Source organism: Paenibacillus marinisediminis, assembly GCF_054343325.1.
Genome location: NZ_JBTGUH010000001.1, coordinates 1,148,696 through 1,168,901, shown reverse-complemented (window position 1 = coordinate 1,168,901; position 20,206 = coordinate 1,148,696). Strand labels below are relative to the sequence as shown.

General features: G+C 50.0%; 18 protein-coding genes. 13 read left to right on the top strand and 5 right to left on the bottom strand.

The features are described 5' to 3' along the window. Positions 1–89: 89 nt before the first annotated feature. From ACXX53_RS05465 to ACXX53_RS05450, 4 genes are all read left to right on the top strand, one after another. Positions 90–740 carry a GTP pyrophosphokinase gene (locus tag ACXX53_RS05465; protein WP_458567564.1) on the top strand — a complete coding sequence of 217 codons (651 nt, stop codon included), beginning with the start codon at positions 90–92 and terminating at the stop codon, positions 738–740. 232 nt (positions 741–972) lie between these two features. Next, positions 973–1,905, top strand: a complete 933-nt coding sequence (locus tag ACXX53_RS05460; RefSeq protein ID WP_458567563.1) for a manganese-dependent inorganic pyrophosphatase — start codon at positions 973–975, stop codon at positions 1,903–1,905. 565 nt (positions 1,906–2,470) lie between these two features. After that, complete coding sequence (locus ACXX53_RS05455) at positions 2,471–2,653, top strand: hypothetical protein (RefSeq protein WP_458567562.1); 183 nt, start codon at positions 2,471–2,473, stop codon at positions 2,651–2,653. 394 nt (positions 2,654–3,047) lie between these two features. Continuing rightward, complete coding sequence (locus ACXX53_RS05450) at positions 3,048–4,772, top strand: proline--tRNA ligase (RefSeq protein ID WP_458567561.1); 1,725 nt, start codon at positions 3,048–3,050, stop codon at positions 4,770–4,772. Between the two features lie 80 nt (positions 4,773–4,852). Here ACXX53_RS05450 and ACXX53_RS05445 read toward each other — a convergent pair whose 3' ends face one another. Continuing rightward, positions 4,853–5,257 (bottom strand): DivIVA domain-containing protein, encoded by a 405-nt coding sequence (locus tag ACXX53_RS05445; RefSeq protein WP_458567560.1) that lies wholly within the window; start codon positions 5,255–5,257, stop codon positions 4,853–4,855. A gap of 148 nt (positions 5,258–5,405) precedes the next feature. Between ACXX53_RS05445 and ACXX53_RS05440 the strand changes: the two genes are divergently transcribed. Beyond that, positions 5,406–6,839 (top strand): serine hydrolase domain-containing protein, encoded by a 1,434-nt coding sequence (locus ACXX53_RS05440; RefSeq protein WP_458567559.1) that lies wholly within the window; start codon positions 5,406–5,408, stop codon positions 6,837–6,839. Between the two features lie 310 nt (positions 6,840–7,149). Here the strand turns inward: ACXX53_RS05440 and ACXX53_RS05435 are convergent, their stop codons facing one another. Next, positions 7,150–9,363: a GH92 family glycosyl hydrolase gene (locus ACXX53_RS05435; protein WP_458567558.1), complete on the bottom strand. Its 2,214-nt coding sequence runs from the start codon at positions 9,361–9,363 to the stop codon at positions 7,150–7,152. A 160-nt stretch (positions 9,364–9,523) separates the two neighbouring features. Between ACXX53_RS05435 and ACXX53_RS05430 the strand changes: the two genes are divergently transcribed. From ACXX53_RS05430 to ACXX53_RS05420, 3 genes are all read left to right on the top strand, one after another. Continuing rightward, positions 9,524–10,414 carry an AraC family transcriptional regulator gene (locus ACXX53_RS05430; RefSeq protein WP_458567557.1) on the top strand — a complete coding sequence of 297 codons (891 nt, stop codon included), beginning with the start codon at positions 9,524–9,526 and terminating at the stop codon, positions 10,412–10,414. A 107-nt stretch (positions 10,415–10,521) separates the two neighbouring features. After that, positions 10,522–10,842, top strand: coding sequence for a thioredoxin (trxA, locus tag ACXX53_RS05425; RefSeq protein WP_458567556.1), 321 nt, complete (start codon positions 10,522–10,524; stop codon positions 10,840–10,842). 62 nt (positions 10,843–10,904) lie between these two features. Next, the gene (locus ACXX53_RS05420; RefSeq protein ID WP_458567555.1) at positions 10,905–11,306 is read left to right on the top strand and encodes a rhodanese-like domain-containing protein; all 402 of its coding nucleotides are present in this window, start codon (positions 10,905–10,907) and stop codon (positions 11,304–11,306) included. Positions 11,307–11,460: 154 nt separating this feature from the next. Here the strand turns inward: ACXX53_RS05420 and ACXX53_RS05415 are convergent, their stop codons facing one another. Next, positions 11,461–12,204 (bottom strand): YwaF family protein, encoded by a 744-nt coding sequence (locus ACXX53_RS05415; protein WP_458567554.1) that lies wholly within the window; start codon positions 12,202–12,204, stop codon positions 11,461–11,463. A gap of 219 nt (positions 12,205–12,423) precedes the next feature. Between ACXX53_RS05415 and ACXX53_RS05410 the strand changes: the two genes are divergently transcribed. From ACXX53_RS05410 to ACXX53_RS05395, 4 genes are all read left to right on the top strand, one after another. Continuing rightward, positions 12,424–13,833, top strand: a complete 1,410-nt coding sequence (locus ACXX53_RS05410) for an alpha-L-fucosidase (protein ID WP_458567553.1) — start codon at positions 12,424–12,426, stop codon at positions 13,831–13,833. 190 nt (positions 13,834–14,023) lie between these two features. Further along, complete coding sequence (locus tag ACXX53_RS05405; RefSeq protein ID WP_458567552.1) at positions 14,024–15,316, top strand: protoglobin domain-containing protein; 1,293 nt, start codon at positions 14,024–14,026, stop codon at positions 15,314–15,316. Between the two features lie 202 nt (positions 15,317–15,518). Beyond that, positions 15,519–15,974, top strand: a complete 456-nt coding sequence (locus ACXX53_RS05400) for a hypothetical protein (RefSeq protein ID WP_458567551.1) — start codon at positions 15,519–15,521, stop codon at positions 15,972–15,974. Continuing rightward, positions 15,961–16,686, top strand: coding sequence for an AIM24 family protein (locus ACXX53_RS05395; protein ID WP_458567550.1), 726 nt, complete (start codon positions 15,961–15,963; stop codon positions 16,684–16,686). The genes ACXX53_RS05400 and ACXX53_RS05395 overlap by 14 nt, the downstream gene beginning before the upstream one ends. 91 nt (positions 16,687–16,777) lie before the next feature. Here ACXX53_RS05395 and ACXX53_RS05390 read toward each other — a convergent pair whose 3' ends face one another. Then, positions 16,778–18,589 carry a glycerophosphoryl diester phosphodiesterase membrane domain-containing protein gene (locus tag ACXX53_RS05390; protein ID WP_458567549.1) on the bottom strand — a complete coding sequence of 604 codons (1,812 nt, stop codon included), beginning with the start codon at positions 18,587–18,589 and terminating at the stop codon, positions 16,778–16,780. A gap of 183 nt (positions 18,590–18,772) precedes the next feature. Between ACXX53_RS05390 and ACXX53_RS05385 the strand changes: the two genes are divergently transcribed. After that, positions 18,773–19,669 carry a hypothetical protein gene (locus ACXX53_RS05385; RefSeq protein WP_458567548.1) on the top strand — a complete coding sequence of 299 codons (897 nt, stop codon included), beginning with the start codon at positions 18,773–18,775 and terminating at the stop codon, positions 19,667–19,669. Between the two features lie 54 nt (positions 19,670–19,723). Here ACXX53_RS05385 and ACXX53_RS05380 read toward each other — a convergent pair whose 3' ends face one another. Then, complete coding sequence (locus tag ACXX53_RS05380; RefSeq protein WP_458567547.1) at positions 19,724–20,203, bottom strand: glutathione peroxidase; 480 nt, start codon at positions 20,201–20,203, stop codon at positions 19,724–19,726. Between the last annotated feature and the right edge of the window lie 3 nt (positions 20,204–20,206).

The following is a 20,206-nucleotide window of genomic DNA, read 5'->3' as shown; positions in this document are numbered from 1 at the left end:
AAATGTAACTTATTGATAATCGAACTCCATAGCTGTAAGCTATTGAAGCGGATACTAACGCTATTGCTTATAACATGGGGGACGAATTCATGTACAATCAGCTTGAAGACCTAGCAAAGCGAATCGAACTATATGAAATGCTGCAGAATCATTGGGGCGGTTTTTATTTGCAATATAAGATGGCTTTGAACGAATTGCAAAGTGACTTTCAGATCATCGATCTCGAGTGGAAAGCTCAGAGAGGATATTCGCCTATTGAACACATGAAAGGAAGAATGAAGAAGGCGATGTCCTTGTTCAAGAAGATTGAGAAGAAAGGAATCTCATTCACGCAAGAAGAAGTGAAGGAGAAAATATTCGACATAGCCGGACTTCGTATCGTAACTACATTTATTGACGACGTCTATCTGCTTAAGGAACATATTGAACAACGTGAGGATATCCGTGTCCTTCGTGTGAAAGATTATATACAGAACCCGAAGCCGAGCGGCTACAAGAGCTTGCACATGGTCGTTCAGACGCAGATTATTCTGTCCAAGGAAGTGCTGTGGGTGCCTGCCGAGATTCAGATTCGCACGTCTTCAATGGATTTCTGGGCATCGACTGAGCATAAGCTGAATTACAAGTATGAGGGCGGAGAGGTGCCTGAAGAAGCGAAGGCCGAGCTGCTCGAATTATCGCAGTCTGCATATGAATTAGATAAACAAATGTCTAAGCTCCGCAGACAACTATTGAAATAATACGACTTAACTTGTTTATATCCAAATATGTGCTGATCTCGGTGAGGTTCGTGCATATCGTTAAAGGGGGCGCTATGGCGCCCCTTTTCGTATGCATATGCGTATGCGGCCAGGTGGAATAATCCTATTAAAGGGATGGGAATGGGCCTCCTTTTGAGGTATAATCTTGATTATGATTCACGATCTGGCGTATACTTTTCTCGCCAATACTGATTTGAAAAGGAGTTCGGACATGGAAAAAGTACTGATCTTTGGGCATAAGAATCCCGACACAGATACCATTTGTTCTGCTATCGCATATGCAGATTTGAAGAGCCAGCTTGGCTTTGATGTTGAGCCGGTTCGTCTTGGCAACGTTAATGGAGAAACGCAATATGCGTTGAATACATTTAAGGCAGAAGCGCCTCGTCTAGTAGAGACCGTTGCAAACGAAGTGAAGGGCGTTATCTTGGTTGACCACAATGAGCGTCAGCAAAGCGCTAGCGACATTGATCAAGTTCGCGTGCTGGAGGTTATCGACCATCATCGTATCGCAAACTTCGAGACAAGCGCACCACTTTACTACCGTGCGGAGCCTGTGGGCTGCACAGCTACTATTTTGAAGAAGATGTACAAGGAGAATGGCATTGCTATTCCTCAAAATATTGCTGGACTCATGCTGTCCGCGATCATTTCCGACTCCCTGCTCTTCAAGTCGCCGACTTGTACAGCAGAGGACGTTGCAGCTGCTCGCGAGCTTGCTGAGATCGCAGGCGTGGATGCTGACAGCTACGGCTTGGAAATGTTGAAGGCTGGCGCTGATCTGAGCGACAAGACGATCGAGCAGTTGATCTCGCTTGACGCGAAAGAATTCCAAATGGGCAATGCGAAAGTGGAAATTGCTCAGGTGAATGCTGTTGACACGAATGATGTGCTGTCCCGTCAAGCGGAGCTGGAAGCAGCGCTTTCCGGCATTATCGAAGCTAAGGGTCTGGACCTGTTCATGCTTGTCGTTACGGACATCCTGAACAATGACTCTGTTGCATTGTCGCTAGGCAAGTCTGCAAACGCGGTTGAAGCGGCTTACAACGTAACGCTGGCAGATAACAAAGCCCTGCTTAAAGGTGTTGTATCGCGCAAATCGCAGATCGTACCTGTGCTGACGGATTACTTTACGAAGCAGTAATTCATGCGTTTACGCGCGAGAGCTCACCGATGGTGCTGATCCATCGGACGGGTTGTCTCTTCGCGCGAACGACATGTTGAAGATAATAGCAGTGACTTGGAGGCTGGCTCGTGAATTGGCGACAATTTGCGAGCCAGTTTTTTGTGCTGCGGTGTCCATTTTTTATTCTGGGTCCATTTACCTCGTTACAGCACACGGAGGGTGGGTGCAGGAGAGGGATAGTGGGGAAAAACCGTCTTACGTGCGTGCAGTAGGCTCTAGGGAGGAAGCCGCCGGTGAGATAACGCGGATTTACCCCGTTACAGCACCTCGAGGGTGGGTACAGGAGTGAGATAGCGGGGAAAAACCGTCTTACGTGCGCGCAGTAGGCTGAGGGGAGGAAGCCGCCGGTGAGATAACGCGGATTTACCCCGTTACAGCACCCGGAGGGTGGGTGCAGGAGTGAGATAGCGGGGAAAAACCGTCTTACGTGCGCGCAGTAGGCTCAGGGGAGGAAGCCTCCGGTGAGATAACGCGGATTTACCCCGTTACAGCACCCGGAGGGCGGGTGCAGGAGAGAGATACCGTGGAAAATCCGTCTTACGCAGGCGAAGTAGGCTCTGGGGAGGAAGCCGCCGGTGAGATAACGCGGATTTACCCCGTTACAGCACCCGAAGGGTGGGTGCAAGAGAGCGATACCGGGGAAAAACCGTCTTACGCAGGCAAAGTAGGTTCTGGGGAGGAAGCCGCCGGTGAGATAATCGGTTAAGGTGGAGTCGTTCACCATAAAGTATGATGAAATGTTCGTCAGTCCTTGACTCTGCTGGCGGAATGCGTTACAGTGGTTGAAAATTAATGGCGTAGTCAAATGAACAACAATGAACAGCGATGATCAAGGTCATGTTCTGCATCGGTCGATCCAGAGAGAGAGCCCTAGGCTGCAAGGCTCTCCGCACCGCAAGAACGGCCCTGCCTTGTGAGCTGCAGCGGTTGAGCGGTCCCACCGCCCGATCTGTTGCCGGGTTCAGCCCGTTATCGATTAGAGGAGCATCTGCTTGACGATGCTCGAATTAGGGTGGTACCACGACGCATTCGTCCCTTACGAATGCGTCTTTTTGTTGTTTAGACGCGTTGAGACGCCAATCAGATCTGGAGGGGATTCCATGAAACAGAGCAAGCTGCTCATTCCAACGCTGCGCGAAGCGCCTGCGGAGGCGGATGCAATCAGCCATAAGCTGCTGCTGCGGGCGGGATATATACGCCAAGTGGCTTCGGGGATATACACGTACCTGCCGCTAGGCTGGCGCGTGCTGCAGAAAGTATCGGCAATTGTCAGAGAGGAGATGGATCAAGCGAGTGCCCAAGAGGTGCTTATGCCTGTTATGCAGCCAGTAGAGCTGTGGCAGGAGTCGGGACGCTATGGCGCATACGGGCCAGAGCTTATGCGGCTGCAAGATCGACACCAGCGAGAATTCGCGCTTGGACCGACTCATGAGGAGGTCGTCACCTCTCTTGTCGGGAACGAAGTGAAGTCCTATCGCCAGCTTCCATTGACGCTGTATCAGATTCAGACGAAGTTCCGCGACGAACGCCGTCCGCGCTTCGGCCTGCTGCGCGGAAGGGAATTCCTGATGAAGGATGCTTATTCCTTCGACATGGACATAGAAGGTTTGAACGAGACGTATTGGCGGATGTATGATGCTTACCAGCGCATCTTTGAGCGGTGCGGCATTAACGTTAAGCCAGTAGAGGCAGATGCAGGCACCATTGGCGGAGAGGGCGGAACACACGAATTCATGGCGCTGGCGGACATCGGCGAGGATACGATCGTGACCTGCCCCGCTTGCGATTATGCAGCCAATCTGGAAAAAGCCAGCATTGGCGAAGCAGTACAAACGAACACTCATGGAACTACCGAGTCGAGCCAAAACACACTGGCATACGAACGCTTCCACACACCAAATGTAGGCACCATTCAAGAGCTGGTGAACTTCACGGGGCACCCCGCCAGCGAATTTGTGAAGACGCTGATTTATAAAGCAGATGATATGTACATTGCCGTATTGGTGCGCGGCGATTATGAGATCAACGAGATTAAGCTGAAGCACGCGCTCGGCGCAGAAACGCTGGACATGGCAGACGCCGCCGCCACAGAGCGGATCACAGGCGCGCCAGTCGGATATGCAGGCCCTGTAGGGCTCTCCATCCCGATCTGGGCTGATCGCAGCGCGCTCGAGCAAGATGCAGTCATCGTAGGAGCGAACGAGCAGCATTATCATCTGCGAAACGTACAACTGCAACGAGATGCCGAGATCGCGCAGATCGGCGACTACCGCAATGCGGTGGAAGGTGACTGTTGTCCGCGATGCGGGGAGGCGCTTAAGTTCTATCGCGGGATTGAGGTAGGTCAGGTATTCAAGCTTGGCACGAAATACAGCTGCAAGCTAGGGGCGGTCTATCTGGATCAGACAGGCGCAGAACGGGACATGGTCATGGGCTGCTACGGTGTAGGCATCTCGCGCGTACTGTCAGCGATCGCGGAGCAGCATCATGATGACCATGGCATCTTGTGGCCAATGGCAGTCGCGCCATACCAAGTGCACGTGATCATCGTCTCGACGAAGGATCAGGTTCAATGTGAGCTTGGGGAAGTGCTTGTGCAGCAATTAGAGGCAGCCGGCGTCGAGGTGCTGCTAGATGACCGTGATGAACGGCCAGGCGTGAAGTTCAAAGACGCCGATCTCATCGGAATTCCGCTTCGAATCACGATAGGTAAACGCGCAGGGGAACAGATCGTGGAATATAAAGAGCGCGGTGAGGCACAGGCAGAGTCTATCGATGTTCAAGCCGCAGTCGCGCGAGTAATGAACACAATTGGTTCCTGCTAACCTTGCTAATTAAAAAGGGGCAATCTCTTCACGGAGCAGCACATGCTGCACCAGTGAGGAGATTGCCCATGTTATTTCATTTAATCGCGCGCCTTGCCGAAGCAGAATTTCTCCAGCTCACGAACGCGGTCGATAAGCTCCATACGATGCGATGGACGCTCGCTTGGACGATCGAACGGAAGGTCCGGTATACGTTCTATCGGCTTCTCAACCATCGCGGAACGCTCCAGCGGCAGGTCAAATGGCGATATCGGCGCTCTTTCCACTGATCGCTGTTCAACAGCCTTTTTCTTCAACTGCTGGATCTCAAGCTCATACTTCTGAATGATGTCCTCAAAGGTTTGATAGTCTTTGATAATCTCATCGAGGTATTCATTGATTTGATCGGGATCGTAGCCGCGGAATGCTGTCTTAAACTCTTTCTGATGAATATCTATTGCGGACAACCGGATTCCCAGATCGGATAAGTTATTGTATTGGCTCATTTGCGGCACCTTCTTTTCCTCATATACTTTATACAGTGTAACTCATAATGCCCCTATTGGGCGAGTCCTTCATTGCATTTTGCCAAAATTAGTCTTACGATGTAAGGGTAACCAATTCAAATGGTTGAATGAAATGGAGGTAATAAACATGCTCTTATCTACTTCACTTCCCAGACAAAAGCCCGCAGTATTAGGCGTAAACGCTAACGGAATCATTTCATTTCTAGATGCGATTCAAGAGACAGGACAGGAACTGCACAGCTTCATGCTGCTGCGGCATGGGGCAGTTGCTGCCGAGACCTGGTGGAGTCCCTACACATCAGACAATCCACATACGCTGTTCTCCTTGAGCAAGAGCTTCACGGCTACGGCCATCGGAATTGCGGTGGATGAAGGGCTGCTGAGTATTCATGATCGCGTTGTAACCTTCTTTCCCGATGATCTTCCTGAAGAGCCGGCACCTCATTTGTTAAAAATGACAATCCGCGATCTATTAATCATGGGTACGGGACACGATCAGGATACGTCGAGCCGATTTAACCACGATCACTGGGTTCAATGCTTTCTAGCATTGCCGGTTGAGCATGAGCCGGGTACGCACTTTACATATAACAACGGAGCAACCTATATGCTCTCTGCGATCCTGCAGCAGGTCACGGGAATGACGACGTTGGATTACTTAACATCGCGGTTGTTTCAGCCGCTAGGTATCGCGAAGCCTACATGGGACACCTGTCCGCGAGGAATATCGGCAGGCGGATGGGGACTGAAGTTGACAACAGAGGACATCGCGAAGTTCGGACAGCTGTTTCTGAATAAAGGAGTCTGGAACGATCAGCGCATCGTATCGGAAGAGTGGATAGAGGAAGCTACAACGAAGCAGATCTTCAACGGTGATGATCCGAACAATGATTGGAACCAAGGCTACGGGTATCAAATGTGGATGTGCCAACATCATGCGGTGCGGGGAGACGGTATGTACGGTCAATATTGCATCCTGCTGCCGGAGCTTGACGCGGTTGTCGCGATAACATCCGCTTCGACGGATATGGGGCAAGTATTGAATAAGGTATGGGATCATCTGCTCCCAGCCATAACGGATGGTCAGCTGGCTGAAGATGAGGAGCTGCAGAATCGACTGAACGAGCGATTGGCAGCTACACAGTATGCACCGCTAACGTCGATGAGTCCGTCCGATCGCGCACAGAAGCTGTCGGGCACCCGATATCAGCTTGAGGATAAACCGTTTGACGTTGAAGAAGTCTCTCTTCAATGTGAGCAGGACGGTTCTGTTGTGATGTCGATGCTCGTCAGAGGTGAACATGTCGTTGTTCCGTGCGGCAATGGAACATGGGCGAAGTCGAGGGGCAAGCTATTCCCTCTTGAGGAAGAAGTTGCGGCCTGTGCGGCTTGGCAGGATGAGAATACGCTCTTCATTCACATCAGATTTGTGGAATCTCCGTTTACATCGAAGATGATCTTCAACTATGGCGAGCCGGATACAAAGTTAACGATTCAATTAACTGTCGGAGGAAAATGCGAGCACGAGCACACGTCCGTATGCAGTGTCGTCCAATCTTGATAGAAACTTCCCAATCCTGATCGCCGTGCCGGACACAGGGGGCGCTATTTTAAGATTTATAGGCGTTTTTTGAATTTCGCGGACACAGATGACGTTATTCGTGTCCAAACTAGCCATAATCTTCAGTTATGCAGCAAATAATGGCTCTACGGTCCGCAAACATAGCGAATAAGCGCTTTTAGACACAAATAGCGGCCTGTGTGTCCGCTCCGACGCATAAAAGGCGCCAAACCTAGAAGAACCCAAACCTTCATCCATGGCAAGCATATGCCGCCATCGATAGGTTTGGGTTCTTCTATATCTATAGTGTCTAGCTGTTGCGTGACATCGCGTACGGCAGAGCCGCTTCATCTGCGACATCGGCAGCAGGCTGATCCGTCATGTCGAAGGAAAGCGTGCATCCCGCTGCAATCCGCTCATGGCTGACATACAGCGCGCCAACTGCCGAGCCGTCAAGCTGAAGGCCAGCCACATATTGATTGGCGTCGGAAGTGTTCGCCGCTTCGATGATGAGGTCCTTGCCCTCCTCAAGGTGAACCGTCATCCGCTTAAACAGCGGAGTGCCGGCCACATATTGCGGAACGCCTGGGCTGAGCGGATACAGTCCCATCGCGCCGAAGATGTACCATGCCGCCAGGCTGCCGTTGTCCTCATCGCCAGGCAGTCCGTCTGGACGAGCGCTGAACAGCTCGTTCATCGTCTTGCGCACCCAGTATTGGGTTAACGATGGGTAGCCTAGCGCTGTATACACATAAGGGATGTGGAAGCTTGGCTGATTGCTGATCGCAAACTGACCGAAGTCAACGGCTGCCATCTCCGACATCTCGTGAATCTCGAAGCCGTAGGAGCCGACCTTGAACACTGGCGGCGCCGCGAACAGCGCATCCAGCTGCTTCTTCAAGCCTTCTCTGCCGCCTGCCAGATCGGCGAGTCCGAGCAGGTCATGCTGCACAGCCCAGCTGCTCTGCCATGGTCCGCCCTCGCAGTAAGCGCCGCCCCATTCGTAAGCATCGAATGGTTCTAGCCAGCTGCCATCCTGCAGGCGTCCGCGCATAAAGCCGATGGCTGGATCGAACATCTGCTTGTAGCCTGTCGCGCGCTCCATCAGCTCGTTGTATTCTTTCTCGCGGCCAAGGTGCTTCGCGATCTGTGCGATACAGAAGTCGCCGTATACATAGTCGAGCGTGCTGCACACACTCTCGTGCGTGATAATGTCCGCCGGCAGATAGCCGTACTCGAGGTATTCCTTCATGCCGCGGCGGCCGAAACGATCGTCAGCGGACACCGTCATCGCATGCTTATATAAGCCTTCAAATGCCGTCTCCACATCAAAGCCGGTAACACCCTTCGCGATGGCATCCGCGAAGCTGACATCAATCAGCGTTCCCGGCATCATGCTGCGCTCGCCCGGCGATGCCCACTTCGGCATCCAGCCAGCCTCTTTATAAGCATTCACCCAGCCCTGCATCATCTCATTCATGAAGGTCGGATAGAGCAGGTTGTACAGCGGGAACGAAGTTCGATACGTATCCCAGAAGCCGATATCCGCATACAGCGGGCCATCTTCAATGCGTCCGTTATAAGGACTAAAGTGAATCTGCTTGTCCGCCGCATCGTATTCATGAATGGCATGCGGGAACAGGGAAGTACGATACAGACAAGTGTAGAACGTATCCAACTGGTCTTGGTTGTCGCTGTCAATCTCGATGACACGGAGCTGCTTCTCCCATGTGTCGGTTGCTTCTGCGCGCACCTCGTCGAAGGTGCGGCCGCCGATCTCGCGCTCCAGCGTGATAAAGGCTTGCTCCTCGCTGATGAAGGATGTGCTGATGCTAGCTTGAACGATGCCGTTTGTAGGCACCTCTAGACCTACATAAGCGCCCACTTTCTCTCCCGTCATCGACAGCTCGGAAGCAGCCTTGTACTCGTTCGTAAACGTACCGCTCAGATCCGCGACGAGCGGGCAGTCGAACTTCATCACGAAGTACATGCGGTAGTTGTCCGGTGTGCCTCCAGCCTTGGCAGTCGTGTAGCCCTTCAGCACGCCTTCCTTCACGTCGATCGTCATCGACGATTCGCCAGGAAACGGCGCTAATACAAGGCGCGCCTGCTCTGGATTCTCATACGTGAACCGCATGCTCGCGCAGCGTGCCGTTGGCGTCAACTCAAGCGTTGTCTGATAACGCAGCAGGCGTGTCTGGAAATAGTCCGGACGCACGATCATATCCTGCTTGCGGATCGAGGAAGAGCGGTTGTGGGCTGACAGCTTCAACGGACCGGCAATCGGCATAAAGGTCATGTGACCATAGTCGCCGATCCACGGGCTAGGCTGATGGGTCAGGCGAATCCCTTCAAAGCGGTTGTGGTTCGGGTTAAAGTACCAGCCTCCGCCAGCTTCGTTCGTTTGCGGGCTCCATGCCGCCATGCCCCAAGGCATCGATATGAGCGGCAAGGTATTGCCGTTCGAATAAGGATATATAGAATCGGTCCCTTGCAGCGGGTTAACATGTTTCAATAAACTCATCGATAGTCACTCCTTCTAGACGCATGCACAGCTTCATGATGCTGGATAAGCTCTGTCTCTATTGTAGGATCAATTACTGCAACACACCTATCAATAATTTAGAATATCTATCAGTTTTGATGGTAAAATGAAAAGTAAAGCAATCATTAACATAAGAATCGTGAAAAGAGTGATAGGCGTGTATCCGAACAATTTAGAGGGTGACGATGAGATCTACGGCGAGTTTCCGTTTACCTTGAAGATTCATCATCTGGGGGGACCGGTTCCTGCTCATGTGCATCATTTTATAGAGTATACGTATGCTTTTAAAGGTAAAGGTACTGAAATTATTAATGGGGTAGAGAAGGAGCTTGTACCGGGCACCTTTACGCTGTGTTTTCCCCATCAAGTTCATAGAATCGACATCAAGCCTGGGGAAGAACTGCATCTGTATGTAGGGGCGATTGGGCTAAAAGCCTTCTTCGGAGCGGGTGACTCCTTTCTTAATTTGCATAATCTGCTGAAGCAAGCGGAGAATGATGACAACACTACCTATAAGCTGGACCCGCAAACTGCCGCGGAGATGCTGCCCTTACTCCAACAGATGCACGATGAAGTACAAGAGGAGAAGCCGTGGAGCCGTATGATGTTTCTGGCTAAGCTGATGCAGATATTTATTCTGTTTGACCGCTATCGCCAAGAACGGATGCCTGAGACGGCTAGTGGACCGCATGCTAATGAGCGTCAAAGGATGTGGGAAGTGATTCATTATGTATATCAGCATTTTAAAGAACCGCTCACGCTGGAAATGCTGGCGAAGCAGTTTAATTACAGCACTTCGTATATTAGCGCTACATTCAAACAAGTGATTGGAGAGAATTACTACTCCTTCTTGGAACGAACTCGGGTTGCGCATGCATGCAATCTGCTGATCGGCACGAATATGAAGATAACCGATGTCGCTTATGAATCGGGCTTCAAATCGTATCCAACCTTCGTTCGTGTGTTCAATGCGAGAATGGAGATGTCTCCGCGCGCCTACCGCAAATACAAGTCCATGACACTTACTTAATAAGCATTTCCCCTAACAAAAAGTAAGGGGTTGACATCGATCAAAATCTGTCTTATATTATACCCACAGGGGTATAAACTTACTTTTTTATAGGAGGTAATGATACAATGGCAACTGTTGAATTGAATGATAGCACAATCGAAGAATTTTTGAAGAACAATAAGCTGGTACTGGTTGATTTCTGGGCACCATGGTGTGGACCTTGCCGCATGATCGCGCCAACACTTGAGCAGCTGGCGAATGAAATGGGTGATCGCGCTGTGATCGCGAAGGTGAATGTGGACAGCAGTCCATTTGCGGCGATCAAGTATCAGATTCAAGGAATTCCGAACCTGAAGCTATTCTATGAAGGAAGAGAAGTTGAAGGCTTTGTTGGCGTTCAATCGTTGGAGCGGTTGAAGAGCGCGATTATGAAGCACAGTGCGTAACTGACCACTTTCTAATTGATTCTTTTTGTATCATGCCTTATGAGGCTAAGGAAGTGATGGATATGAGTTGGATGCTGGCAGCGGTCATCATCATTATGTTTATGAAGCTGAGGCATTATTGGCCTGTACAAGGGCTGACTTATATAACATGTGATGAAATGCAGGCCATGCGAAATGGTGTTCCTTCGATCAAGTGGATTGATATTCGTGACAGCTCGGAATATTGGCAAGAGCATCTACCGGATTCCGTTAACATATATGTAGGTCGGCTCCCATATGTGTGGCATCAGGACATAGAGCCTGGGGAGCGGATTGCCTTGATCGGTTCGAATAAACGCTCGATTCAGAAGGCTGCGCGCATCTTAAAGCGGAAGGGCGGTATGTCCTCCATGCAAGCATGGGTGATACCCAAGCGGAAGCAGACGATCAGATGGGCAAACGATGATTGTACTTGTATGAAATAAAGGCATGGACGCAAGCTCATCGGAGACCGTGGACAGCTGTAGGATGGAAGCGCACGGTATCGCCCATCCGCGCGCGGGCTTTGATAATTATAGATAGGAGCAGTTTCACTAGTATGTTGATACTAATGAGACTGCTCCTTTTTTGTAAGTAATCTCATGATCTGGATACAGCCTGAGTAGACCTGCGTCGAACGCGATCAGAGATCGCGAATGGCAGGTACAAGAGCAGGAACAGCAATAACGCGACTGCCTCCAGAGAGAGAAGGTACCAAGGATAAGGCCCCAGTACATCCAGAAGTGATGCTGTCTCCGGCTTGCGGGCGAGAAACATGTAATTGCCGCCTGTCAGGAAGTTTACGGTGCCTACAGTAACGAGCAGGAAGTTCAGGAAGCCCATTGTCAGGAAGACAGACTTCAACGTTGGACGATACTGCTTGACCCACACCATGTACAGGACCGCTAGTATGATCGCGATATGCGCCGCGAAAAATTCGATGAAGCGAAAGTGCGGGAATCCGTAATCGAGCGCGGGAGTGAGCAGCGCCTGAAGCGCTCCTCCGATTCCTGTAAAGTATACGATTTGGAAGATGCGTTGACTGTTCCATATGAGCATGGCTGCACAGAGATATAGGGATATGGAGCACAGCTCGAGAGGAAGTGTTTCCTTGATGTCATAAATGCCTTGGGAGATATACCATGCATTCAGCGACAGTTCAGAAAGTACCAATACGGCAAGCAGGGTATAGCGCACATACTGCCCGCTCCGTTCATGCCGAAGTCGCGTCCTTTGTCCGAATAGCATCGCGGCAAGGCAGACCAGTATAGCGAGAGCGATCATGTGAGGCGCGGAATAAGCAGCAAACGGATCAGAAACTTGTATATCGAACAAACGACCCATGATTTCCCCTCCATTTATGAACTGGAAACATTATAACATGCAAGGAACTTGAACAGGATACGAAATTTACTAATAATGGATACAAATCCTGGAGTGTAAGTGATTTCGGGCATACGAAAATAGTATAGCCTTTGAAAACGGTATATTGCTCTTCACGCACGGATACTGTACAAATGAAGGGAGTACAATCCACTGAAAAGGCGTCAGGAGGTAAGAGCAATGTCGACTGAATCCAATCAGCAAACCGAACTTGAAACAGCAGCAATAGAGGAAGAAGTAGAGGCAGTTGAGCATGGCGTACATAATTACAGCAGTGAGAAGGAATGGGTAAAGCCAGAAGATCCGATCTTGCTGGAGCGTCTGGAGTGGTTTCAGGATCAGAAGCTGGGCTTAATGATGCACTGGGGACCTTATTCGCAGCTTGGCGTAGTGGAGTCTTGGGCACTGAGCGATCAGGATGGAGAATGGTCGCGCAACGGCATCGATTGGGATGTAGATGGCGAAGAATTGAAGCGTCAATACTTTGACCTGAACAAGACGTTCAATCCCATTCGTTTTCAACCAGACGTATGGGCGAATCTGGCCGCAGAAGGCGGATTCAAGTATTTAGTATTCACGACTAAGCATCATGACGGATTCTGCATGTGGGATACGCATACGACGGATTATCGTGTCACAGGCAAGGATTGTCCGTACCACACGCACAAGTACGCAGACATCTGCCGCGAGCTGTTTGATGCATTCCGGGCAAAAGGCTTAGCGATTGCGGCTTATTTCTCAAAAGCAGACTGGAACACGCCGACTTACTGGGCTCCAGGGATGGAGCGCGGACGTGAAACGTCTCGCGGACCGTCATATGATCCAGAGCAATACCCTTGGCTATGGGATAACTTTGTTTCCTTCACGCACAATCAGATTGAAGAGCTGCTGACTCGTTACGGTCGGATCGATGTGCTGTGGCTGGATGCAGGTTGGGTTGGCTGCGGCAAGCAGGATATTCGTCTTGGTGAGATTGTAACGAAGATACGCGAGAAGCAGCCATGGCTGTTAACGGCAGACCGCACGATTGGCGGGCTGTACGAGAACTATGTAACACCTGAGCAATCCGTTCCTAGCCGCCGACTTAGCGTGCCTTGGGAGAGCTGCATCACGATAGGAACCTCATTCTCGTTCCGTTACGAAGATGAGTACAAGTCGACTCGTGAGATCGTCCATCTGCTGCTTGAGGTTGTGGCGAAGGGCGGGAACCTAGCTCTTAACGTGGGACCTCAGCCTGACGGCCGCTTACCGGAGGGTGCCATTCAGCGCATGAAAGAGCTTGGCGCTTGGATGAAGGTGTACGGTGAAGGCATCTATGGAACACGCGCATGCGAGCCATACTTTACGCCTGGATGTGCATTGACACGTAAAGGCGATACCGTATATGCTTTCCGCATGTACGGCAACGAACAAGATATAGTGGAAGAAACGGTCCATATTCCTTATAAGGGCGACGCAAGTCGTGTTGATCTGGTTAACGGACCAGAAGGCTTGGAATTCAAACAGACATCTTCAGGCATTGAGGTGAAGTTACCGATAACCTCTATCCATGAAGCTGCTCCGATTGCACATGTATTTCGTATTCAATAAACCTGCGCAGACGAAAGAGTCAAAGCTTATAAAGGATATGGTGGGCTAACGAAGAAGGTTGTCGAATAATTTCGAGAAAAATGGAATATTTTATCGAATATTTAGGTTATTGGAATACCCGCATACGGGAAAGGTGTGGTATGATCAACCTCACAGATAGGTGCTGCTTGCATCGAGGGGGATAATCCACATGTTCCAAAAAATTCGTAAGAAGACATCGTTCTTCACTACTATACAACCCAATGAGTGTAGAATCGATGTTGCTGATGATATCATGCGCCAGATTCAGATGATTGGCTTGACAGTGAATGACTTGGCTACCCTAAAGCATCTAAAACCATACGTAGAGGATTGCATCAATCAAACCATCGATTCGTTCTATCGTACGGTCAATCAAGAGAAGATGCTTTCTGACATTATTCTCAAGCATAGCCATACGGAACGCTTGAAGGAAACTCTTCGTCCGCACATTATGCAGATGTTCGATGGCTGCATCGACCAAGCGTACATACGGAGGCGTCAGATCGTGGCGCATGTTCATGTTCGAATTCACTTGCCAACTAAGTGGTATATTGCATCATTTCAAACGCTGCGCATTTCTATTCTAGACGTTGCCTATCAATTAGGATTGAATGTGGAAGAATTCAAGGCGATCGAGCAGGCCTTTAATCGTCTGCTTAATCTGGAGCAGCAGCTTGTTCTTGAAGCCTATGAGCAGGAGAATGACAGAATCCGCGAGGCAACGGAAGCGGAGAAGCGCAAGGTGCGTGAGGTGGTATCCGTTGCAAGTGAGCGCCTGAGTCATTGTACAGCGGAAACTCAGCAATCCTTGAATGAGATGGTTGAGCGCTCCAAGCACATGTTAGAGAAGATGAAGAGCAGCTCGGATACGTCGAATAAGGTAGCCGATCTGTCCAATGAAGGCAGTCATATGCTGGACAATCAACAAGCGCAGATGGACAATATCGTCTGCTCCATGACTGAAGTAACGACTCGCATGGCTGAACTCATGTCAATCTCGGAAGAGATCTATCAGATCATGGACATCGTACAAGGGATTACGCAGCAGACTCAACTGCTCGCCTTGAACGCTGCGATCGAAGCCGCGCACGCGGGGGATCATGGCAGAGGTTTCGGTGTTGTCGCCGCGGAGGTCCGCCGCATGGCAGAGCAAACGAATGAATCCTCGCAGGTCATTCAACAGCTAATCGGCAAGACGAATGAGAAGGTAGCGGGTATTAACGAGGTTATGCGACAGGTAGACGATAAGATTAAGGAAGGTACGAACGGGAATCACAAGGCTTCGCAGTTTTTTAAATTTATAGTCGATCAGATTGAAGCTCATCATACACAGAGTCAGGGAGTACTAAATGATGTTGAATTTCTCTCTGCGATGCTGTCCGACATTCGTGAGGCATCCGATGAGGTCAACCACCAAGCGGATACGCTGATGGAAATGATTCAACAGGATGCTCAAGCATAGCATGATGGAGAAGGACCGTTCTTTCGTCACTTTTGTGATTGAAAGCGCGGTCTTTTTTGTCTATTTGCCACAGGATGACAAATTGCAACTACTTTTCGCCCTAAATCGTATATATTGCTAGTATAGGAAGTTTTTTGCCGCGGATTGATAGATTCGACTCAGATACATAAAAGATAACGATTGTGTGAAAGGGGAGTGGGACATGGCGGCTAGGGAGTTGAAGGTTTGGCGCAAACTGGGATGTGCAGCAGCCATTGCAGGTATTCTGTTCCTAAGCGGTCCGGTTCCGCAAGCACAAGCTGGAATATGGAACTGGATCACAGGCATTTCTGAGGTGCCTAGCGAAGTTGAGCAGCTAAAGTCCAAGTACGATGAGATCGAGCAGACACTGACCAATACACAGCAGACGCTGTCCAATACGCAGAAGGAATATCAAACTCTGACTTCACAATTAAATGCGGAGAATGCAGCGCTTAAGGAGCAGAATGAACAATTATCGAAGCGCATTCTGCTGCTGGAAGAGCAGGAAATGAAGCAGAAGCTGCGGACAAAGCGTATAACAACGACAGTCTTGACTGGGGCAGGGTTGCTGTTGTTGTATTTTGCGTTGACGCGTGTCATGAGAGTTATCGTATGGCGCCGTCATGGCAGCAGTTGAAGGGGATAAGATGCGAATTGTAAATGAAGTCGAGAGCGTGCTCTCGCAAGTGATATCAGTTGAGCTAGAGGATCAGGAGACGATGACCGTGCTGCATCCGCAGCAAATTCTATCGTTTCAAGGCAAGCCGTCGCAGCGTGAAGATCGGTTTACCGATCTCATGGGCATGTATCGCAAGCGCAAGCTGATTCAATCGCGGATCACGGGTCCGGCGCGGTTCATGCTTGGACTTCCCGCAGGCTACAGCATGCAGACGATTCCGATTACAGCAGGCTCCGACCTGCTGTTCGAGTGGAAGCATGTGCTGTTCTATTCGGAAGGGATGAAGGTGGAGCGACGCGTACAGACGTTCAAGAACGCCGTCATCACTCGTGAATTGGTGAAGATGAAGTTCAGTGCGGAAGATGGGGTGCTTGGCATCGTATCCTGCGGGCCTTTGTATCGGATGGAGCTGGATCCCGATAATCCTACGTATGTCGATGTGAGCTGTCTGGTCGCTTATCCGGAAAATGCGAAGCTGAAGCCAAGCGTATACGGAAACACGCTTGCCAGTCAGCACATGAACTATCATTGGGAGTTGACGGGGAAAGGGTACGTGCTGCTGCAGACGGGTAAAGCTGATAGTCAGCTGCAAAGTCATATGGAAGATGCGGGAATCATCAAGCGTTTCCTGCGCGAAGTAATTCCATTTGGCGGCGTATTTATCAAATAGATCTAATACAGTAATTAAACCAAAAGCAAGCGAGATGATGTCAGGGCTGTCCTACATGATCTCGCTTGTTATGATTATAGACGTGTTGGGCTTATTGAGCGCCAACCTGAACGGTGGTCTCTATTTGCTGCAGGCTCTCACGAATCTGCTTGGCTTCAGCAGGGATATCCGTGATGATGCCGTCCACTCCGAGCGTATAGTAATGCTCAATAGCTTCCGGATTATTTACGGTCCAGACGAATAGAGGCTTGTTGCTGATCTTGGCTGAAGTTATGCGTCTCGCGTTGACGAGCGTCTCTTCTATGACATAGAAGTCGGCATTGAACTTGTTGATGTCGGTGAAGGTTGCATATATGACATAACCGACAGTCAAATCTGGCGCTTCCTCCTTGACTGCTCGGACGAGTTTATAGTCAAGACTCTGGACAATAATTTCCTGCTCCATCTGATGGCGCCGGATAGTCTCTATAAATGTAGGAACCAAGTCTTGTTCTTGGCCATGTGTCTTAAGCTCGATATTGAGCTTGATTCGCCCTTTGAGCGCTGTTAACACTTCTTCCAACGAAGGGATCGTACCCTCAAACTTTCCCTGACGCAACGTTAAAGCTTGCAGCTCAGGCAGTGTCAGATCATACATGTTCACATTCTGTCCTGTCAGGCGCTTCAAGTTGGAGTCATGCAGGACGACAAGCTCTCCATCTGCAGCTTGCAGAATATCAAGCTCGATATATTCGGCCCCAGAACGTATCGCTCCTTCAAAGGCTTCCATCGTATTCTCAACACCCTCGGCCACATATCCTCGATGAGCCATTATCGTAAATTCTTCTCTAGCTTCCCCCCATGGGCTGGATTCAGCAGTGAGGATCCAACCGATGCCCAGCATCAGCAGAATACCTATCGTTGCGCTGAGCTTGCGCCAACTGAAACCGCGGGCTATGAGGGATCGTGGATTCCACTGCGTCAACTGCCATTCTCTAATCTCCAGATCAATGTCAGCTGGATCGGTGTACCGATTATACAATAAGGTGATAAACGAAATAAATAAGGGCGTCACAAAGAGCGAAACGATATAAACGCCGAAGCTGATGATAAAGCCGAGAGTCAAAGTTAGGGCTTGTTCTTCCTCGGCGTTCATCGTGATCAGCAGTATAGCGCCAATTGCAAGAATAATGAGCACGATGGTACTTAGAACAGCGATGGCAAGCCATTCCAGCAAGGCTTTCAGCAGCATCCACTTGCTGCGCGCCAACAGTTGTCTGCTCTTGCGAAACGCAGGCCAGAAGCGGTTCGTCCGTTCGAGCACCATGATCGGGAGCGCGTAGATAGCCAGCGCGTTCAAGACAATGATGACAACCGTAGCGCCAATCAAGCTGAATAAGCCGATGCTGGTCTTTACCAGTTCCCCAGTTACAAAGTTCGGCAGGCTGAACCCTGGCAGCAGAGAGGCGCCGAAGCCGGCGTCAAGCAGCGGCAACAGCAGCATCATATAGACCGCGATGCCGAAGGAACCGAATCTGAGCAGGCTCGGCAATTGCGAGATCACGTGCTGCAGCACGGCAAAGACTCGGGCGCGTTGGCCGTGCATGCCGTAATAAGCGATATAGATGAGCACTGCGTATTCGATATAGATGAGCAGGAAGACAATCGGAGCCAGCGTGACCAAGCAGAACAGACCATAGCGGCTGAATACGAAGCGCAGCAGCTCATGATTGGCGGCGGCTGATAATCCGCTCCAATCGAGTATTTTATTAAAGATAATGTTGATAATGGGTAAGAAAACGCCTATTGTCAGCAGCTTATAACCAATTTCAAATGAGAGAAAGGGTCGCCAAGCATACTTCCACACGCGCAGAACTTCGCGAGTATGACTGAATCTAGGTTTCTTAGGATGATGCGAACTCATGTATGTATCGTTCCTTCAACAGTATAATGCAGAGTATCAAGTGCCTGGATTTCATATTATTATATGATAAAGTGTACAGAAAACCTAGAAATCACAAAGGACCTGCCATTAGCAGGAATGGAGCCGCCCTGGGGCGAATGGTTACATATGCTTTATTCAAAGGATTTAAAGGAGGAATAAACCATGGCGGAAATGTCGCGGACTGAGCAGATCGAACGTGCGGTCCAGTATATGAAGACGAAGGCGAGACCGTTGGAACGAGCGCTGTATGAATGGGAATATGAATCTGGTTCAGCTGAGAGGGTTGTCGAGGAATTAGCGAAGTTTCAGAACCGTGATGGAGGCTTCGGTCACGGCCTCGAGCCGGATATCCGCATGGCGTCCTCCTCCATTATTGCGACTACGGTTGCGTTGCAGATCATGTCTTACATGAAATTGTCCGCTGAACACAAGCTCATACAAGACGCGATGACCTATGTACTGGACCAGTATGATACGGGGCGTCAGGGATGGGAGATCGTTCCTCATGCTGTGAGCAGTGCGCCGCACGCTCCGTGGTGGACTTACCGAGAACTGCATAACGGCTGGGGGAATCCTAATCTGGAGCTTGTGGGCTATCTATATGAATTTCCATACGGTCCGCTCGAGTTTCGGGAGAAGATTACCGAGCATGCTGTCAGCTATATGACGGAGGAATCTCCGCTCGATGATTTTCACGAATTGCTTTGTGCGCTGCGGATGGCGAAGCGCGTCCCTTCAGAAGTGCTGGAGCAGATGCGTGCACAGCTCGATGATATGGTTCACCGCTGCGTGAAGACCGATCCTGCTGAGTGGCTGCAGTATTCGTTGACTCCGTTGGAAGTCGTTAAGGGCACTAACTCTCCATACTATGAGAAATATAAGGATAGTATCACAGCGAACATCAAGCATCTGCTGGCTCAACAGCAGGAAGATGGAGCTTGGCATCCTGTATGGAGCTGGGGTCAATTCGAAGAGGCTTGGCAGCAGGCGAAGGAAGAGTGGAAGGGAATTATTACGCTTAACACGTTGCGGGATCTGAATACATTTTCCGTATCCTAATCCTATAAATTATGAAGGGACCGTCTCGGTGAGAGCGCGGTCCCTTTTGTCACCTTAGAGCAGTTCCTCGATATCCTTAGCGATCTTGGAAGGCTTGGTTTGCGGCGCATAGCGGTTAACGACCTGTCCTGAGCGATCAATGAGGAACTTCGTGAAGTTCCACTTGATGTCCTCCGAGCCGAACAAGCCCTTCTTCTCACTGGTCAAATGACGAAACAGCGGAGAAGCTTGAGCGCCCTTAACATCCACTTTTGCAAACATCGGGAACGTTACCCCATAATTCATCTGGCAAAAATCAAGCGTTTCCTGCATATCGCTAAATTCCTGGTCATTAAATTGACTGCATGGAAATCCGAGCACGACGAGCCCCTGCTCCTTGTATTGTTCATAAAGCGCTTGAAGCTCCTCAAATTGCGGCGTGAAGCCGCATTTGCTGGCAGTGTTGACGATCAGCAGCACTTTTCCTTCATAATCGCTCATAGGAAGCATATTTCCGGAAGGCTGCTTAACATGAAGCTCATAGAGAGAAGGCATGGG

What these genes read in the sequence shown, in the direction of transcription:
- ACXX53_RS05435 (WP_458567558.1), bottom strand. Translation starts at nt 9,363, where the DNA reads ATGAGTTTATTGAAACATGTTAACCCGCTGCAAGGGACCGATTCTATA.
- ACXX53_RS05420 (WP_458567555.1), top strand. Translation starts at nt 10,905, where the DNA reads ATGAGTTGGATGCTGGCAGCGGTCATCATCATTATGTTTATGAAGCTG.
- ACXX53_RS05410 (WP_458567553.1), top strand. Translation starts at nt 12,424, where the DNA reads ATGTCGACTGAATCCAATCAGCAAACCGAACTTGAAACAGCAGCAATA.
- ACXX53_RS05445 (WP_458567560.1), bottom strand. Translation starts at nt 5,257, where the DNA reads ATGAGCCAATACAATAACTTATCCGATCTGGGAATCCGGTTGTCCGCA.
- ACXX53_RS05385 (WP_458567548.1), top strand. Translation starts at nt 18,773, where the DNA reads ATGGCGGAAATGTCGCGGACTGAGCAGATCGAACGTGCGGTCCAGTAT.
- ACXX53_RS05450 (WP_458567561.1), top strand. Translation starts at nt 3,048, where the DNA reads ATGAAACAGAGCAAGCTGCTCATTCCAACGCTGCGCGAAGCGCCTGCG.
- ACXX53_RS05395 (WP_458567550.1), top strand. Translation starts at nt 15,961, where the DNA reads ATGGCAGCAGTTGAAGGGGATAAGATGCGAATTGTAAATGAAGTCGAG.
- trxA (WP_458567556.1), top strand. Translation starts at nt 10,522, where the DNA reads ATGGCAACTGTTGAATTGAATGATAGCACAATCGAAGAATTTTTGAAG.
- ACXX53_RS05440 (WP_458567559.1), top strand. Translation starts at nt 5,406, where the DNA reads ATGCTCTTATCTACTTCACTTCCCAGACAAAAGCCCGCAGTATTAGGC.
- ACXX53_RS05460 (WP_458567563.1), top strand. Translation starts at nt 973, where the DNA reads ATGGAAAAAGTACTGATCTTTGGGCATAAGAATCCCGACACAGATACC.
- ACXX53_RS05465 (WP_458567564.1), top strand. Translation starts at nt 90, where the DNA reads ATGTACAATCAGCTTGAAGACCTAGCAAAGCGAATCGAACTATATGAA.
- ACXX53_RS05405 (WP_458567552.1), top strand. Translation starts at nt 14,024, where the DNA reads ATGTTCCAAAAAATTCGTAAGAAGACATCGTTCTTCACTACTATACAA.
- ACXX53_RS05415 (WP_458567554.1), bottom strand. Translation starts at nt 12,204, where the DNA reads ATGGGTCGTTTGTTCGATATACAAGTTTCTGATCCGTTTGCTGCTTAT.
- ACXX53_RS05390 (WP_458567549.1), bottom strand. Translation starts at nt 18,589, where the DNA reads ATGAGTTCGCATCATCCTAAGAAACCTAGATTCAGTCATACTCGCGAA.
- ACXX53_RS05380 (WP_458567547.1), bottom strand. Translation starts at nt 20,203, where the DNA reads ATGCCTTCTCTCTATGAGCTTCATGTTAAGCAGCCTTCCGGAAATATG.
- ACXX53_RS05400 (WP_458567551.1), top strand. Translation starts at nt 15,519, where the DNA reads ATGGCGGCTAGGGAGTTGAAGGTTTGGCGCAAACTGGGATGTGCAGCA.